We start from the raw sequence: 16,992 nt of genomic DNA, 5'->3' as shown, positions 1-16,992 counted from the left end.
GCCTTTTTCATGACCTGAAGGAGTGAAATACATGAAAACGATCTTGCAAACCCGACATTTCGTCAATTTAGAAAGCTTATCCATAACGGAGATCAATTCGTTGATTGAACGTAGTCTCGCTTTTAAACAAGGCGAACCGGCACCAGACTTTTCCGACAAGACACTCGTCAATCTGTTTTTTGAAAACTCGACGCGGACACGCTCTTCCTTTGAAATGGCAGAGCATCGCTTGAACATGCATCTACTGCCGTTTGAAACAGCGACGTCATCCGTGCAAAAAGGGGAGACGTTACACGATACGTGCAAAACACTCGAAGCGATTGGCGCCGATGGATTGGTCATTCGTCACGGTGACACCGGTTATTATGAAGAATTGATGCAGACACTCGATATTCCGATCATCAATGCAGGAGACGGGAGCGGACAGCATCCATCGCAGTCCTTGCTTGATTTGATGACGATGGTCGAGACGTTTGGAACGATTGTAGGAAAAGTAGTCGTCATCTGTGGGGATTTACAACATAGTCGTGTCGCTCGATCGAATGCCGATATCTTAAAACGACTTGGCGCCATCGTCTATGGATCAGGACCACGCGAATGGTATGACGAAGCGATGGGAATACCGTATCTTTCAATGGACGAAGCAGTTGAACAGTGTGACATCTTGATGTTGCTTCGAGTCCAGCACGAACGGCATGACGGAACGACACGGTTTGATCCAGATGTCTATCACGTCACACATGGATTGACGCATGAGCGGATGAATCGACTGAAACCTTCAGCGATCGTCCTACATCCGGCACCGGTCAATCGCGGAGTCGAGATTGCCGACGAACTCGTCGAACACCCGCAATCGCGGATTTTTGAACAGATGAAAAATGGTGTCTTTGCGCGAATGGCGATTCTGGAATGGTGCTTTTCGATGAAAACAATCAAAGGAGACGATGCAAATGACAACACGAATTGAAAATGCGAGATGGTACGAGGCTGGACAAGTTCGAACAGGGGATATTCGAATCGAAGCTGGAAAAATCACGGACTTAGCAGCAATACCGCAAGTTGGGGAAACGGTCATTGATGCTTCCGGATTATTCGTTGCACCAGGATTCGTCGACATCCATGTCCACCTGCGGGAACCGGGCGGCGAACATAAGGAGACAATTGCGACAGGTACGGCAGCTGCGGCAGCTGGTGGATTTACGACGATTTGTCCGATGCCGAATACGCGTCCCGTACCGGACGATCGTCAAACACTTGATGCATTGTTCCAAAAGATTGAAGAGACGGCATCTGTCCGGGTTTTGCCTTACGCGGCGATTTCAAAAAATCAACTCGGACAAGAACTCGTCGCGTTCGATCAATTAACGGATGCCGTGGCATTCACGGATGATGGTGTCGGGGTCCAGACGGCAGCCGTCATGCGAACGGCAATGCAACAAGCAGCACGGCTCGGGAAGACGATTGTTGCCCACTGCGAAGATGATTCGTTAAAAGCAGGATGTGTGCACGAAGGAAACTACAGTCGACGGGAAGGGTTGCAAGGTATTCCATCGCTTGCTGAGAGTATCCACATCGCACGTGATGTCCTGATTGCAGAAGAAACCGGCTGTCATTATCACGTCTGTCATGTCTCGACGAAAGAATCCGTTCGCGTCATTCGTGACGCCAAACGAGCAGGGATCCGAGTGACAGCAGAAGTCACACCGCACCATCTTGTATTGATCGATGAAGACATATCGAATCAGGATCCGAACTTTAAAATGAATCCACCACTGCGGAGTGAGGCAGATCGCCAAGCATTGCTCGAAGGATTAGCAGACGGAACGATTGATTGCATCGCAACGGATCACGCTCCTCATGCAGCAGAAGAGAAGGCACTCGGTATCGAACGCGCCCCGTTTGGCATCACAGGATTCGAGACAGCATTCCCGCTCCTCTATACGAAGCTTGTCGCTGAAGGCAAGATGACACTTGAGACACTGATTCGGAATTTGACGGACAAGGCAGCAGCGATTTTTGAACTACCTTACGGCAAACTCGAAGTGGGGGCGGAAGCAGACTTAGTCCTGCTTGATCTAGAGACGGAGCGGACGGTTTCACCGGAACGGTTCCGTTCAAAAGGTAAGAACACACCGTTCGCAGGAGAACGGTTAAAAGGATTCCCGGTCATGACGCTCGTCAAGGGAGAAATCGTATTCAAGGAGGACATAGCACATGCGTAAACGGACACTGGTGTTAGAGGATGGTATGACGTTTGAAGGAACGGCGTTTGGATCGGACACGACAACAACAGGAGAGGTCGTCTTCCAAACCGGAATGACTGGTTATCAAGAGATGCTATCGGATCCATCTTACTGTGATCAGATGATCGTGCTGACGAATCCGTTGATCGGCAATTACGGAGTCAATCGAGAAGACTATGAAACGACGCGTCCACTCGCTAAAGCATTGATTGTCCGCGAACATTGCCAAACACCGTCGAACTTCCGCAGTGAGATGTCGCTCGATGCAGCTCTTCGAGATCTTGATATTCCAGGATTAAGTGGAATCGATACGCGACAGTTAACACGACATATCCGCTCGAAAGGCGTCATGCGCGGCCGACTCGTTGATGGAGAGTTCGACCTAGAAGAGGAATTAAGCCACCTGCAAGATGCACCAATCGAGACGGATCAAGTCAAACGTGCTTCAACGGAACGGGCGTATATCATCCCAGGAGCTGGACCACGAATCGTTCTCGTCGACTTCGGAGCGAAGCTCGGAATCGTCCGCGAACTTGTCAAACGCGGCTGTGAAGTTGTCGTCGTACCATACGACGTGAGCGCAACGGAAGTCTTACGCTATCGTCCAGACGGTGTGATGCTGTCGAACGGACCAGGGAACCCAAAGGATGTCCCGACAGCAATTCCGCTGATTCAAGAATTGACAGGGAAAGTCGTCATCTTCGGAATTTGTCTTGGGCACCAGTTGATTGCACTAGCACATGGCGCGGATACGTTCAAACTGCCATTCGGTCACCGGGGTGCGAATCATCCCGTCCAAGATATCCGGACAGGTCGCGTCGACATCACGTCGCAAAACCATGGATATGCCGTCGATGAACAATCATTGCAACATACAGTGCTTGAAGTAACGCATCTCGCAATCAACGATGGAACGGTCGAAGGCATCCGTCATACGTCAGCATCTGTCTTCTCCGTCCAGTATCATCCGGAAGCATCACCCGGTCCAATGGATGCGAACGGTCTATTCCAACAGTTTTTAGAAGAAATCACGAAACAACAGGAGGTCTCTCATGCCTAAACGTCAAGATATCCAGAAGATTCTCGTTATCGGGTCCGGTCCAATCGTAATCGGACAAGCCGCTGAATTCGACTACGCAGGAACACAAGCGTGTCAAGCCTTAAAGGAAGAAGGATATGAAGTCATCCTCGTCAACTCGAATCCAGCGACAATCATGACAGATCCAACAGTTGCTGATCGTGTCTACATCGAGCCTCTTCAAGCAGAGTTCGTTTCGCGGATCATCCGGAAGGAACGACCAGACGCCTTACTTGCGACACTTGGCGGTCAGACGGGTCTGAACTTGGCTGTTGAACTAGATCGTCTTGGTGTCCTAGCTGAATACAATGTCGAGTTGCTCGGAACGAAATTATCAGCAATCGAAGAGGCAGAAGATCGTGATTTGTTCCGTCAACTGATGTTTAGACGCGGACATGGCGTACCGGATAGTGAAATCGTGCATTCGCTCGAAGAAGCACAACAATTCCGACAACAGATTGGTCTACCAATCATCATCCGTCCAGCATATACACTCGGAGGAACGGGTGGTGGAATCGCCCATACACCGGAAGAGTTCACGCGAATCGTCGAAGGGGGACTCAAGGCAAGTCCGGCAACACAAGTACTCCTTGAAAAATCAATTGCTGGGATGAAAGAGGTCGAATTTGAAGTCATGCGTGATGCAACGAACCAAGCCATCATCGTCTGTGCGATGGAAAACTTCGATCCGGTCGGTGTTCATACCGGAGACTCGATCGTCTTTGCTCCGACGCAAACGTTATCGGATCGCGATTATCAACTGCTACGTAACGTCTCGCTCGATATCATTCGCGCACTCGGTATCGAAGGTGGATGTAACATCCAGTTCGCGCTGGATCCGACGAGCTTTGACTACTATGTCATCGAAGTCAATCCACGTGTTTCCCGCTCGTCCGCACTTGCTTCAAAAGCGACCGGTTATCCGATCGCAAAACTTGCTGCAAAGATTGCCGTCGGGTATGCCTTATCTGAATTAAAGAACCCGATCACCGAGACGAGCTTTGCTTCGTTCGAACCGGCACTCGATTATGTTGTCGCCAAAATTCCGCGCTGGCCGTTCGATAAATTCGAAACGGCAGATCGGACGCTCGGGACACAGATGAAGGCGACCGGTGAGGTTATGGCAATGGGGCGGACGATGGAAGAGGCATTACTGAAAGCCGTTCGTTCGCTTGAAATCGGTACAGCGGATTTGTACATGCCACGCTTCATCGAAATGGCAGATGATGCTTTGCAACAAGCGATTCGCCAGGCGACAGATGATCGACTTTTCGCCTTATACGCTGGTTTTGTCCGCGGCTATAGCGTCGAACAGATTCATGCTTGGACGGCAATTGATCGCTTATTCCTCGAAAAGCTACAGCACATTTGGCAACTTGAGCAATCGGTCGCTACCGGTTTGACACCTGAACTGCTACTTCATGTGAAGCGGTATGGATTCAGTGACCCAATGCTCGCCCGGATCACAGGACAAACGGAAACAGAGATTCGCCGGATGCGTGAAGCGCAAGCGATTCATCCAGTGTATAAAATGGTCGATACGTGTGCGGCAGAGTTCGCTTCTGATACACCGTACTACTATGGAACATACGAACGCGAAAATGAGGCAATCGCGACGAATCGTTCTTCGATCCTCGTCTTAGGATCGGGTCCGATCCGGATTGGTCAAGGAGTCGAGTTCGACTATGCGACAGTCCATTCGATTCAAGCGATTCGTCAAGCTGGCTATGAAGCAATTATCGTCAACAACAATCCGGAAACCGTGTCGACCGACTTCTCGATTTCCGATCGACTCTACTTTGAACCATTAACGACGGAGGATGTCCTCGAAGTCATCCGAAATGAACGTCCGCTCGGTGTCATCGTCCAGTTCGGTGGACAGACAGCAATCAACTTAGCTGAGTCATTAGCAGCAGAAGGTGTAAAAATCCTCGGGACATCGCTTGAGGATTTAGACCGGGCAGAGGACCGAAAACAGTTCGAAGCAGCGTTGACGGCGCTCGACATTCCACAGCCACCAGGTAAAACGGCCGTCACGGTCGAAGAAGCGGTCACGGCAGCAGCGTCACTCGGTTACCCGGTCCTCGTTCGTCCATCGTATGTCCTCGGCGGTCGGGCAATGGAAATCGTCTATGCACAAGAAGAACTGGAACATTACATGAAACACGCGGTCATCGCCTCACCGGAACGACCGGTCCTCGTCGACCGTTACCTGACAGGAATCGAACTTGAAGTCGACGCGATCTGTGATGGAACAGATGTCGTCATTCCAGGCATCATGGAGCATATCGAACGTGCCGGTGTTCACTCGGGTGACTCGATTGGAGTCTATCCGCCACAACGTGTCTCCCAAGACATCAAGGACCGGATCGTCGACTACACGACACGAATCGCCAAAGCATTCGGCATCAAAGGATTGCTCAACATCCAGTTCGTCTATGCGGACGGCGCACTCTATGTTCTTGAAGTCAATCCGCGTGCCAGCCGGACGGTGCCATTCATCTCGAAAGTGACGGGACTTCCGGTCGCGCGGCTCGCGACGGACATCATTCTCGGTGAAACGCTCGCTTCTTACGGGTTAACAAGTGGTGTCCTACCGGAAGAATCGCTCGTCTCGGTCAAAGTACCGGTCTTCTCGTTTGCGAAGCTTAAAGAAGTCGACCCGACGCTCGGACCGGAAATGAAATCGACCGGAGAAGTCATCGGAACAGACCGAACACTTGAAAAAGCACTCTACAAAGGATTGCTTGCTTCAGGGATGGCGATTCCAGAACACGGTCGTGTTCTCTTGACGGTCGCAGACCCGGACAAAGCAGAAATGACGGATCTCGCACGACGCTTTGCCTCACTTGGATTCACGTTGCTTGCGACGGAAGGAACGGCAGCGTACTTGACGGAGCAAGGGTTACCGGTTCAGACGGTCGGTAAAATCGACTCGTCTTCCGAATCGATGCTCGACGTGATTGAAAAAGGGGAGATCGAGTATGTCATCAATACGATGAGTCGCGACTCACAAGTCACGAAAGACGGCTTCATCATTCGCCGGGCAGCAGCGGAGAATCAAGTCGTTTGTCTAACATCACTCGATACGGCGGAAGCGATTCTACGCGTCATCGAGAGTCGCTCGTTCGAAGCGAGTGCGATTCAAGCCTTCACACACGAAAAGAAAGTGGTGATCCAATGAAGCAACTCTTGACGGTCGTCTCTCGACGAACGGTAGCTCAAGGCGCGACAGAACTCGTCTGTCGCCTCGAGCAACCGCAGGACATTGCGCCGGGGCGATTCATGCATCTACGCGTCGGTCCACTCTTACGCCGACCGATCTCGATTGCTCGGGTCGATCGTGATCTGATTACGTTTCTCTTTAAAGAAATCGGACAAGGGACAGCAGAACTAGCTTCCTTGCGTCCCGACGACAAAATCGATGCCCTCGGACCACTCGGAAACGGTTTTCCGATCGACGCCATCAACCGAGATCAACGGGTCGTTCTCGTTGGTGGAGGGATTGGGGTACCGCCGCTGTATGAGACGATGCGCCAACTTGTCGCGCGTGGTGTGACGTGTGAAGCGATTCTAGGATTTGATACGGCAACGAGTGTCTTTTACGAAGCGGAATTCCAAGCACTTGGTAAGACGACGGTCTCGACGGTTGATGGAACGCATGGAATGAAAGGGTTCGTTACGGTTGCCTTACATCCGGAAAGCTATGATGTGTTACTCGCTTGCGGACCAGAGCCGATGTTGCGGTCACTCCAGCAACAACCGATTGAGCATAAGTATCTCTCCATCGAAAATCGAATGGGGTGCGGCATCGGTGCTTGTTTTGCCTGTGTCTGTAAAACACCAACAGGCGGGTACGTCAAGACTTGTTCCGATGGTCCAGTCTTTCGGGCAGAGGAGGTCGTATTATGATGGAACGATTACGTGTCGAGTTGCCAGGACTTTCCTTGAAAAACCCGATCATGCCGGCATCTGGATGTTTTGGATTCGGTGAGGAATACGCGAAGTTATATGATCTATCAGAGCTTGGGGCAATCATGATCAAAGCAGCGACGGGCGAAGAACGTTACGGAAATCCGACGCCGCGTGTCGCGGAGAGTGGAATGGGGATGTTGAATGCAATCGGTCTCCAAAATCCGGGTGTCGATGGTATCTTAACGAAAAAACTACCGTTCCTTGAGACGTTTGATACAGCAATCATTGCGAATGTCGCCGGATCGACACCAGAAGAGTATGAGCTTGTCGCAGAAAAAATGAGCCGTCACCCTGGAATTCATGCATTGGAATTAAATATCTCCTGTCCGAACGTCAAATCAGGTGGAATCCAGTTCGGAACGGATCCGTTGCTTGCCGCTGAATTAACGCGTCGAGTCAAACAGGTCTCGACCAAACCGGTTTACGTTAAGCTTTCACCGAATGTCACTTCAATCGTCGAGATGGCACGTGCCGTCGAAGCAGCAGGTGCAGACGGGCTGACGATGATCAACACACTCGTTGGGATGCGAATCGATGTCCGAACGGGACAGCCAATCCTTGCCAACCGGATTGGTGGATTATCCGGTCCATCCATCAAGCCAGTCGCGATTCGGATGATTCATGATGTCGCACAAGCTGTCTCGATTCCTATTATCGGGATGGGTGGCGTGATGGAAGTCGATGACGTCTTAGAAATGATATACGCTGGGGCTTCCGCTGTTGCCGTCGGTACCGCAAACTTCGTCAATCCATACATCTGTCAAGAATTAATCCAGCAGTTACCGGATCGCATGGATGAACTCAGCATCGACCATATTTTAGACATCAGGGGGAAAGCATATGAATCAACTTTACATCGCGCTTGATTTTCCGACCGAAGCAGAAGCGTTTTCGTTCCTCGAACAGTTCGAAGAGACACGACCAGCCGTAAAAGTTGGGATGGAATTATTTTATGCTGCAGGGGGATCGTTCGTCCAAAAACTCGTCGAGCGTGGGCACGCTGTATTCCTCGATGTCAAAGTCCATGACATTCCAGAGACGGCGCGCCGGACGATGCGCATCATCGGGCAATTAGGTGTTGAATTGACGAACGTCCATGTTGCCGGTGGGAAAGAGATGATGATCGCGGCGCGAGAAGGACTTCGTGAAACGAATGCTAAGACACAACTAATCGGCGTGACGCAGTTGACATCGACGGATGAAGCGATGTTACGCGACTTAAAGGTTGAAGGAGCGATGCCAGCAGTCGTTCGTGAGTATGCGCAACTGGCAGAAGCAGCCGGACTAGATGGTATCGTCTGTTCGGCGCTCGATCTTCCTGAACTAATCGAAGTTTGCCGAACGGGCTTCCGTTTTGTCACACCAGGTATTCGTCCTTCTAGTAATGAAGCAGATGATCAAAAGCGAGTCGCGACCGTTCTTGATGCGCGTCGAAATGGAGCGACGGATTTAGTAATTGGTCGCCCGATTACACGTGCCAAACAACCAGAACAGGTCTATCAGGCGTTACTCGAAGAATGGAAGGGGCAATTATCATGGTAAATCCAATTGCAAATGCATTACTCCGTATCAAAGCCGTCACGTTATCTCCAAACGATCCGTATACGTGGGCAAGTGGGCTCCGTTCTCCGATCTATTGCGATAATCGGTTGACACTTTCGTACCCAAAAGTCCGCTCTTTGATTGCCGATGCCCTCGCTGAGAAAGTGAAGGATTTAGGAATCGAAGTCGTTGCCGGGACAGCGACAGCAGGTATTCCTCACGCGGCATTCGTCGCGGAACGATTAGGGTTACCGATGGTCTACGTGCGTAGTGGCAGCAAGAAACATGGGAAAGGTAATCAAATCGAAGGTGTTATTCAACCAGGCCAACGCGTCGTCGTCATCGAAGACTTATTATCAACGGGGATGTCTGCGATCGAGGCAGCGGAAGCACTCCAAGCAAAGGGAGCGAACGTCATTCGGATTCAAGCGATTTTCTCTTACGGGATGGAACGCTTGAAGAACAATCTCCGAGACGCGAAGATTGACGCGGATGCATTACTGACGTTCGAAGCGTTACTCGAAACGGCACAACAACAAGGGGATATCACGGTAGAAGAACAGGAACAATTGGCAGATTGGTCGAAGGACCCAGTTGCTTGGAGCGAACGTTTTACCGCAAACGTGTAAAAACAGATAGATTCCGTCGGACGACCTACGATTTCTAGTGCATGATTTGGTACACTATAGAAATAAAGGAGGTCGTCGACTATGGTGACGCATTATCGTGATTATGAACAATTCAAAATGGTCGTCCTCCCGTTTCTGCTTGAACGTCCAGATACGCATCAGTTGATTCTAGGTATATTAGAACGTGGGGATGAACCGCTCTTGATGGCAACGGCACAAGAAGGCGATCATCGTCTCGTCATATTGCAAACGATACCGGAGCAAGTCATCGTCGCAGGGGATATGTTCTCGCAAGAAGGGATTCGAAAGCTTGCGCGAATTCTGGATAGTCCAGGATTCGTCGGAGAACAGGCCATCTTAGCGCCGCTTTTACTCCCACATTCCATGTATGAGGTACATATGGAACAAGGGATGTATGCATTGACGAAGGTCGAGATGCCACATGTTCCGGAGAACGTCGTCTTCCGACCGGTTTCGAACGATGAAGGACAACAAGCCTTAGAATTTGCGTCCGGATTTTTATATGAGGTCGAAACGCGTCCATCTGATCGACAGCTTACGCAACTCCATCAGTCAATGACGCGACACATTCAGCAAGGAAGCTTGTTCGGATTGTTTAGCGGAAATACGCTCGTCGCGATGGCGGCAGCGACACGTCCCACGCAAACTGGGATTACGATTTCTTACGTCTATACGCCGAAAAAACTACGTGGGAATGGATATGCTTCTTATCTTGTCGCAAAACTATCTGAACACCTCCTACAGTCTTATCTGGTCGTGACGCTCTATACCGATTGGTCGAACCAGACAGCGAATAAAATCTATCAGCATGTCGGTTTCGAGTTAGTCGGACGATCCTTACATATCAAAAAACAAGAACGCTACCGGTGAACATGGCTGATGCTTTTTCAGTCAACGTTCAGGAATTAAAAAATAGAGTACGACAGCAGCCGACCGTCCTATTATCTAAGGACAGTCGGCTGTTTTGTGCCGCGGCAAGTATTAGTTAAATTTAGCGATGATTTTACCACGGACGTGACGTTCAGATAGACGTTGTAATCCTTTGACGATGTCCGCTGCTGGAATCTCCTCTGTGACGAGTGGATCGAGTTCTTTCGTTGCGACCAGTTGTAATAATTCACTTGCCATATGACCAAGGTTTCGGATCGCGCGGTCATCTTCGCTTGCATAAGCAGCCGCAAGTGCTACTTCATGGATCGAAGGGGAGAGCGTGAACGGCTTGACGACCGATTGATCAGGACCGCCGGCGATGAAGGCGAGTTGACCCGAGAAGGCAAGACGTCCGAGATCTGCTGTTGCTTCATTTCGACCGACCGTATTGAAAATCAAGTCAGCGCCGCGATCATTCGTCCAATCGCGAATGACCTCGGTTACATTTTCTTTTTTGTAGTCGATGGCAAGATCGGCACCGAGTCGCTTGACCCACTCATGGTTTTCCGTCGAAGCAGTCGTCGCGACCTTAAGACCCAGGCGTTTTGCGAGTTGAATGCCGATGCCACCCACACCACCTGCACCAGCATGGATGAGAATCGTCTCTTTACCTGTCGTATTCATCTTTTGGACGATCGCTTCATAAGCTGTCATGCCTGCGCAAAGAATCGCAGCGGCTTCAGCGAATGAGACGTCTTCTGGAATCGGGGCAAGAGCACGTGTATCAACAAGTACGTATTCAGCAAAAGCACCATCGCGTTGCAGGTTCGTATGAATCGCTACACGATCGCCGATTTTCACTTCTGCGCCGGGTCCGATTTGTTCGACGACACCCGCTAGGTCAACGCCCGGAATATGCGGGAACGTCCAAGCTGGATTTTTGGTTGCCTTATAGTCGACGGGATTCAGTGCGACCGTCTTGACGCGAATCAAGGCTTGTCCTTCTCCTGGCGTCGGTGTCTTGACCTCTTCGAATGTCCATTGATCAATGGCTGTACCTGAGTGGTTTAACCATGCTTTCATGTTTAATAAGCTCCTTTCGAATACGTGAGTTAATATGAGTGAGAGTAAATTTCGACGAGATTACCAAATGGATCCTCACAGTAGACTATCCGGTAAGGTTTGTCTCCTGGATAGTATTCGCAGATCGACATCCGTTGTTTACCGCCGTGAGGACGATTTTTTCGACGAACCCTTCGACATCTGGGCCTTGAACCTTATAATGCAAGATACCTGTTTCAGGAATTCGCAATTACTCTCGGATTGTTCATTGTTCGGGAATTCAAACAACTCGATGTCGATGCGATCATCTGACGCCATGTGGGCGATCCGGAACTTGTCCCATCATGTACCAAAGACGTCTGTGTACATGACACCGATGGTAGAATCATCTTCGAGGACATCAAATGGTTCCATGATAATATACCAGTCCTTCATCTCTTGATAAAAACGAACAGCTTCGTCGAGATTCGGCACGGAAAGACCGATGTGCGAAAAATTATATGGATACGTCATGTCTAACACTCTTTTTGCAAAATGATTTAAGCATACTTTAACCTGCGATACACTCCATTTCATAGTACGCACTTTGAAGTAACGACTTTGGGGGAGAGAACAACATGTCGACTGAACAATTTCCGGTCAATCGGGAGCTCGCCATCATCGGCGGAAAATGGCGTTCACAATTATATTGCACGTTAGAGAAAGATACGAAATATTTTTAAGTTACAACGTGCCATTCCCGGGATTTCTCGGAAAGTCTCGACTGATCAGTTGTAGGAACTTGAACGACTCAAAATAATTGAGCAGATTGAGTATGATGAAGCCGTTCTGCACGTCGAATACAAATTGACAGAGGCGTCATTTACACTACAACCGGTCATGAAAGGTTTATGTGCATGGGGGGAAGGGAATCAATTATCCGAATCCTAATCGAGAGGCAGTGAACTAGATGAAGCTAACTTATCATGGACAGTCAACAGTAACGATTGAAACGAATGGTCACCATCTCGTCATCGATCCCTTCTTTAGTGGTAACGATAAAGCGACGACGAATCCCGATGACGTCAAGGCGGACTTCATTCTTTTGACGCATGCGCATGCCGATCATATGCTTGATGCAGAGCGAATCGCGAAAGCAACGGGGGCGACGATCATCGCTACGCATGAGTTGGCAACGTATTTAAGCTTCAAAGGATTGAATGTCCACCCGATGAACCTTGGCGGACAGTTTGAATTCTCGTTTGGTAAAGTAAAGATGACACAGGCATTCCATTCATCAAGCATCATCGATGAAGAGAAACAAACCATTACGTATATGGGGATGCCGGCTGGATTCTTGCTGACAATCGAAGGCAAAGAAATCTATCACGCAGGCGATACGGCACTGTTCGGGGATTTAGCCCTTTATGGCGCCCATCACGAAATCGATTTAGCCTTCTTACCGATCGGTGATAACTTCACGATGGGTCCGGATGATGCGTTGATCGCTGCAGATATGTTGCAAGCGAAAGCAGTCGTACCGATCCACTACGATACATTTGATTTAATCAAACAAGATGCGAACGCATTCTGTGAACAAATTGAAGCGCAAGGTCAAACTGGTCATTTACTCGCGATCGGCGAGTCACTCGAATTATAATCCGTTCTTAAGCAAAGGAGAGGAAACGTCAAGGTTCCTCTCCTTTTTGTCGATTATTCTTCTGGAATATCTGTAGTTCATCCGATTATGCTTCCTTCTTCCGCCCGATGGCGAAACGGTGAACTTCTTCTATGATAAGAAGGGGCTGTTGACAGCCGATTCAGATATTCGGAATAATGGTAGACATGAGATGGAGGGACTGACATGGAAGAGCATAACAGTAGGAGTGTGCGGAAACGAAAACAATCGTCGTTCACACGCTTAAAAAATAAACAAAAACAAAAGATGGATGCACGGTTGAACCGCATTGGAGAAAAAGGACCAGTGAAGCGACCGCTTTATTTATACGGTGGTGTCGTTCTCGGACTTGTCGTCATCTATTCGATTACATTGCTCGTCTCAACGGAATTGTTATCGCGCGGCGAAACATTCAAGACGACGAATCGCTATAAGTCTCTCGCTATCGAGGCACCGCACGCAACGGTACAATTCGTTCGAAGCACAGACGGAAACGTCCAAATCAAACTCGTCGATAGTGCATCGAGTGGAAAACGACTGAAAATCAGTACATCGACGAATACGGTAACGGTGACAGGACGAGATGGTTGGCTGTCTCGACTCGGCAATCGTCCGAGCGAAAAAACAGCAGACTATACGATTCAAGTGGGACTACCGAGTTATATGAACCGTGTCGATGTCGATGCTGGAACACTTAAAGGAATGGGCATCTACGCAAAAACGATCGAGATGGACGGAGAAGCGATGAGTCTCGATAAAGTAAAAGGTGATGAGATTACACTGAATGCAACACGTGCGATTTCCATCAAAGAGATGGATGCCGTCCATGCGCAAGTGACAGGTGAAAGTGTTTCTCTTGCGGAATATGTGGCGAAGTTGAGTCTCGACGTCACAACGATTGACGGCGCGACGAAGCTAAAACCAAATAAATCAGCCGGTACGATTACGATTGACACAGGAGGCGATATTAAAGCCTCTGACCGATATACGAAACAAAAGAATAAGGATGAGACAATTTATGAACTGTCGAAACAAGAAAAACCGGAAGTGACAGTCAATAGTGAAGTCGGGCAGGTGACGCTCGAGTGAAATTAAAGTTTCGGATTGGACTACGAACGGTCAAGACCGGTATCGCGGTAGCTCTTGCGCTTAGTATCTCCTGGTATGTGTTCGATATTTATTCGGGAATGGGGGCTGTCGCAGCAATTGTTGCCATGCAACCGACGATTCATCGGTCGTTTAAAATCGTCTTCAACCGGATTTTCGGAACAGTACTTGGATTAATGTGTGGTCTTGCGATTGTTGCGACACTTGGGGCGAATCCGCTGACGATTGGACTCGCCGTAATTGTCTCGCTCGTCCTTAATTCGATGATTGGAAGAACGGATATGTCGACGTTCGCGGCCTTTGCCATCGTGTTGATGTTCGAGAGTCCGACCGCCGACTACGTCCACTATGCATTATCACGTTCGTTGTTGACTGTCGTCGGTGTGTTATCTGCTGTCCTCATCAATTACATCGTCTTCCCGCCACATTATGAGGATCGTTTACTCTTGCTTGTCAAAAAAACGACGCAACAGTTGATGGAAGATTGGCGGAGTCTCGTGCAAGATGATACGAGGCTGCTTGCCGTTCGGAAACAAATTCTCAAACATGAAGAAATGATGTTGATGCTTCAAGAAGATCAAAAATATCCATTGATGGCAAGCGGTCAAAGTGAAGCGTTCATCCGACTGAAGGAGCTTGTCGATCTTGAAGACAAGTTGCTCGTCTTGCTTGAAAGCATTGCCAGTCATCGGGATATCCCGATGACAGAAGAACAGGAAAAGACGCTCGGCCAGGAAATTGATTTCTTACTCAGCCATCATTACGATGTCATCTTCTCCCACGAACGAAAACAAGCGATGTTCTCATTCGATCAAGAATTAAGCGAGGCGAAGGATATCATCCATGGGCATTTGCTCGATTACCGGGAACAGTTAGAAAAAATGAAGTGAAGATGAAAAAGCGCTGTCTCTCCTAAGTGATATTTAGGAAAAACAGCGCTTTTTTGTGTAGCGTCATTGACGTAAGGATTGGACGACATCTGGATCAGGTGTGACGTAAAGTGTCGTTTGATCCGTATAGATGACGAAGCCGGGTTTTGCACCACTCGGTTTTTTGACATATCGTAACTCCGTAAAATCGACTGGGACTTGGCTCGATTCACGTGCTTTCGAGTAGTAGGCGGCAACAATCGCTGCTTCTTTTAACGTTGTCTCATCCGGTGCATCACTTTGAATGATGACGTGCGATCCTGGGATATCCTTCGTGTGTAACCACGTATCGGACCGACGTCCAAACTTGAACGTCGCGTAATCATTTTGTTTATTGTTCTTTCCGACGAAGAATGGAAGGCCGGTCGAAGAACGATATTCTTCGAGTTGTGGGAGTTGTGGTTTCTTTTTCTTCTTTTGTCGTTCGCGCAGATAACCTTCTTCGACGAGTTCCTCGCGCATTTCCCGGATATCTTCCGGGGATGCGACATCGAGTTGGGCAAGCAAACCTTCGAAGTACGCAATCTCGGCTTGGTTCTTCTCAAGCTGGCGCGCGACTTCGACTTTGGCGGTTTTTAATTTGTTATACCGTTTGTAATAACGCTGTGCGTTCTCGTTTGGCGAGAAGCGGGGATCAAGCGAGATCGTGATTTCAGCACCGTCTGGATCATAGTAATCGACGACGGTTGCTTCCTTCATCCCGCGTTCGAGCTGATAGAGATAAGTCGTCAGCAGTTCTCCTTTATGCTTCCATTCATCCATTCGTAACGTCGCTTCTAAATCTTTTTCGAGTTTTGAGCGCTTTAAGATATTCTTATCGTACTCACTCTTGATGAACCGTTCGAGATCGGCCGCTTGTTGTTTGACACGATCGCGGTTTGCTTTTTGATGGAAGAATGCGTCGAGGACTTGACCACTCGTCGCGAACGTCTTTTCGTCAATGATTGAACCTTCCGTTAAGCGGACCGGTGCAAAGCGTTCCTTGCCGCCTTCCATCCGTTGCAATACATAAGGACCGTTTAGTTCTTTTAAGACGTCCTGGAAAGCGGTAGCAAGATTCGTCCGGTTCGCAAGACCTGCCCGCGTGACGACTTCCTTAGCAATTTGTGGAGACAGACCACTGAAGAGACCAAGTAACTGGCGATCCAGTTTCCCAGCGTTCCAGTCGATTCGGTGGAGTGCCTTTTCGATATCTCCTGTGAGTGGATCCACTTTATCCTGTGCTGGTGGAAGTTGATAGGTCATCCCTGGCATGATCGTCCGGAATGTATTTTGACTGAGTGGTAAGTGTTTGATCGCATCGAGGATCTTATCTTGTCCATCGGTCAAAATGATGTTCGAGTGTCGTCCCATCAACTCGACATAGATTTTTTTCGCTTCCTCATCGCCAAGTTCGTTGCGGGAACGGACACGTAAGACAATGATCCGGTCGCGTTCGAGTTGTTCGATCGATTCGATGAATCCGCCTTCGACATGCTTGCGAAGCATCATACAGAAGAGTGGGGGTTCACTCGGGTTGCTGACCGCTTCCGACGTAATGTGCATCCGTGCATACATGGCATTCGCAGAGGCGAGCAACAATACGTTTTTTCGCTCGGCCCGGACCTGGAATACTAAATCCAATGTATATGGTTGGTATACCTTATTGATCCGTCCTCCGACGAGCGGTTGGAGTTCTTTGACGACGCGTGTCGTCATCAATCCGTCAAAAGCCATACGATTACCTTCTTTCTTGATTTCGTTCTCACTTTCTAAAGGTAACAGAAATGGCATCGTTATGGTATGATAAAGCAGTCGAGCTAAAAAAGATGACTTGCGAACTTCCTATCTCTACTGCTAATATGAAACAATGTGAAGTTTGTGAGATGGAGGGGTTTTT

General features: G+C 49.0%; 15 protein-coding genes and 1 pseudogene. 13 read left to right on the top strand and 3 right to left on the bottom strand.

Features of this window, described 5'->3' with window-relative positions:
- Positions 1-31: 31 nt before the first annotated feature.
- The 9 genes from ACY2IG_RS11305 (at position 32) to ACY2IG_RS11265 (ending at position 10,358) form a co-directional block, all read left to right on the top strand.
- Positions 32-967: an aspartate carbamoyltransferase catalytic subunit gene (locus ACY2IG_RS11305; RefSeq protein WP_462617937.1), complete on the top strand. Its 936-nt coding sequence runs from the start codon at positions 32-34 to the stop codon at positions 965-967.
- Complete coding sequence (locus ACY2IG_RS11300; protein ID WP_056062328.1) at positions 951-2,222, top strand: dihydroorotase; 1,272 nt, start codon at positions 951-953, stop codon at positions 2,220-2,222. The genes ACY2IG_RS11305 and ACY2IG_RS11300 overlap by 17 nt, the downstream gene beginning before the upstream one ends.
- Complete coding sequence (locus ACY2IG_RS11295; protein WP_056062324.1) at positions 2,215-3,303, top strand: carbamoyl phosphate synthase small subunit; 1,089 nt, start codon at positions 2,215-2,217, stop codon at positions 3,301-3,303. Before ACY2IG_RS11300 ends, ACY2IG_RS11295 begins: the two co-directional genes overlap by 8 nt.
- Positions 3,296-6,505 carry a carbamoyl-phosphate synthase large subunit gene (carB, locus tag ACY2IG_RS11290; protein ID WP_035406847.1) on the top strand — a complete coding sequence of 1,070 codons (3,210 nt, stop codon included), beginning with the start codon at positions 3,296-3,298 and terminating at the stop codon, positions 6,503-6,505. The genes ACY2IG_RS11295 and carB overlap by 8 nt, the downstream gene beginning before the upstream one ends.
- Positions 6,502-7,233 (top strand): iron-sulfur cluster-binding protein, encoded by a 732-nt coding sequence (locus tag ACY2IG_RS11285; protein WP_308101770.1) that lies wholly within the window; start codon positions 6,502-6,504, stop codon positions 7,231-7,233. Before carB ends, ACY2IG_RS11285 begins: the two co-directional genes overlap by 4 nt.
- Positions 7,233-8,162 (top strand): dihydroorotate dehydrogenase, encoded by a 930-nt coding sequence (locus ACY2IG_RS11280; RefSeq protein WP_462618722.1) that lies wholly within the window; start codon positions 7,233-7,235, stop codon positions 8,160-8,162. Before ACY2IG_RS11285 ends, ACY2IG_RS11280 begins: the two co-directional genes overlap by 1 nt.
- Entirely contained in the window at positions 8,137-8,838 is a 702-nt protein-coding gene (gene pyrF / locus ACY2IG_RS11275; RefSeq protein WP_375091903.1) for an orotidine-5'-phosphate decarboxylase, read from the top strand. Before ACY2IG_RS11280 ends, pyrF begins: the two co-directional genes overlap by 26 nt.
- Entirely contained in the window at positions 8,826-9,467 is a 642-nt protein-coding gene (gene pyrE / locus ACY2IG_RS11270) for an orotate phosphoribosyltransferase (RefSeq protein WP_369792029.1), read from the top strand. Before pyrF ends, pyrE begins: the two co-directional genes overlap by 13 nt.
- Before the next feature lie 81 nt (positions 9,468-9,548).
- Positions 9,549-10,358 carry a GNAT family N-acetyltransferase gene (locus ACY2IG_RS11265; RefSeq protein ID WP_462617936.1) on the top strand — a complete coding sequence of 270 codons (810 nt, stop codon included), beginning with the start codon at positions 9,549-9,551 and terminating at the stop codon, positions 10,356-10,358.
- Positions 10,359-10,469: 111 nt separating this feature from the next.
- On the opposite strand, the gene ACY2IG_RS11260 is transcribed toward ACY2IG_RS11265, so the two are convergent.
- Both ACY2IG_RS11260 and ACY2IG_RS11255 read right to left on the bottom strand, forming a co-directional pair.
- Complete coding sequence (locus ACY2IG_RS11260) at positions 10,470-11,441, bottom strand: zinc-binding dehydrogenase (protein WP_035406862.1); 972 nt, start codon at positions 11,439-11,441, stop codon at positions 10,470-10,472.
- 29 nt (positions 11,442-11,470) lie between these two features.
- Positions 11,471-11,933, bottom strand: a pseudogene (locus tag ACY2IG_RS11255) (VOC family protein).
- Positions 11,934-12,215: 282 nt separating this feature from the next.
- Here ACY2IG_RS11255 and ACY2IG_RS11250 point away from each other — a divergent pair.
- The 4 genes from ACY2IG_RS11250 to ACY2IG_RS11235 all read left to right on the top strand — a co-directional run bounded on the left by ACY2IG_RS11250 (position 12,216) and on the right by ACY2IG_RS11235 (position 15,074).
- Positions 12,216-12,350, top strand: coding sequence for a winged helix-turn-helix transcriptional regulator (locus ACY2IG_RS11250; protein ID WP_349677888.1), 135 nt, complete (start codon positions 12,216-12,218; stop codon positions 12,348-12,350).
- A 19-nt stretch (positions 12,351-12,369) separates the two neighbouring features.
- Positions 12,370-13,059 (top strand): metal-dependent hydrolase, encoded by a 690-nt coding sequence (locus ACY2IG_RS11245; RefSeq protein WP_035406865.1) that lies wholly within the window; start codon positions 12,370-12,372, stop codon positions 13,057-13,059.
- Between the two features lie 204 nt (positions 13,060-13,263).
- Positions 13,264-14,166 (top strand): DUF4097 family beta strand repeat-containing protein, encoded by a 903-nt coding sequence (locus ACY2IG_RS11240; RefSeq protein WP_035406868.1) that lies wholly within the window; start codon positions 13,264-13,266, stop codon positions 14,164-14,166.
- The gene (locus ACY2IG_RS11235) at positions 14,163-15,074 is read left to right on the top strand and encodes an FUSC family protein (RefSeq protein ID WP_035406871.1); all 912 of its coding nucleotides are present in this window, start codon (positions 14,163-14,165) and stop codon (positions 15,072-15,074) included. The genes ACY2IG_RS11240 and ACY2IG_RS11235 overlap by 4 nt, the downstream gene beginning before the upstream one ends.
- Positions 15,075-15,137: 63 nt before the next feature.
- Here the strand turns inward: ACY2IG_RS11235 and ACY2IG_RS11230 are convergent, their stop codons facing one another.
- A complete protein-coding gene (locus tag ACY2IG_RS11230) occupies positions 15,138-16,829 on the bottom strand; it encodes an Rqc2 family fibronectin-binding protein (protein WP_035406875.1) in 1,692 nt (563 codons plus the stop codon).
- Positions 16,830-16,992: the final 163 nt, after the last annotated feature.

The organism is Exiguobacterium sp. EF_C8 (assembly GCF_054956715.1).
This window is presented reverse-complemented; position numbering and strand designations above follow the sequence as displayed.

Coding starts and splice junctions, on each gene's coding strand:
- carB (WP_035406847.1), top strand. CDS start 3,296: ATGCCTAAACGTCAAGATATCCAGAAGATTCTCGTTATCGGGTCCGGT.
- ACY2IG_RS11300 (WP_056062328.1), top strand. CDS start 951: ATGACAACACGAATTGAAAATGCGAGATGGTACGAGGCTGGACAAGTT.
- pyrF (WP_375091903.1), top strand. CDS start 8,137: ATGAATCAACTTTACATCGCGCTTGATTTTCCGACCGAAGCAGAAGCG.
- ACY2IG_RS11245 (WP_035406865.1), top strand. CDS start 12,370: ATGAAGCTAACTTATCATGGACAGTCAACAGTAACGATTGAAACGAAT.
- ACY2IG_RS11240 (WP_035406868.1), top strand. CDS start 13,264: ATGGAAGAGCATAACAGTAGGAGTGTGCGGAAACGAAAACAATCGTCG.
- ACY2IG_RS11280 (WP_462618722.1), top strand. CDS start 7,233: ATGGAACGATTACGTGTCGAGTTGCCAGGACTTTCCTTGAAAAACCCG.
- ACY2IG_RS11305 (WP_462617937.1), top strand. CDS start 32: ATGAAAACGATCTTGCAAACCCGACATTTCGTCAATTTAGAAAGCTTA.
- ACY2IG_RS11265 (WP_462617936.1), top strand. CDS start 9,549: ATGGTGACGCATTATCGTGATTATGAACAATTCAAAATGGTCGTCCTC.
- ACY2IG_RS11285 (WP_308101770.1), top strand. CDS start 6,502: ATGAAGCAACTCTTGACGGTCGTCTCTCGACGAACGGTAGCTCAAGGC.
- ACY2IG_RS11230 (WP_035406875.1), bottom strand. CDS start 16,829: ATGGCTTTTGACGGATTGATGACGACACGCGTCGTCAAAGAACTCCAA.
- ACY2IG_RS11260 (WP_035406862.1), bottom strand. CDS start 11,441: ATGAAAGCATGGTTAAACCACTCAGGTACAGCCATTGATCAATGGACA.
- ACY2IG_RS11295 (WP_056062324.1), top strand. CDS start 2,215: ATGCGTAAACGGACACTGGTGTTAGAGGATGGTATGACGTTTGAAGGA.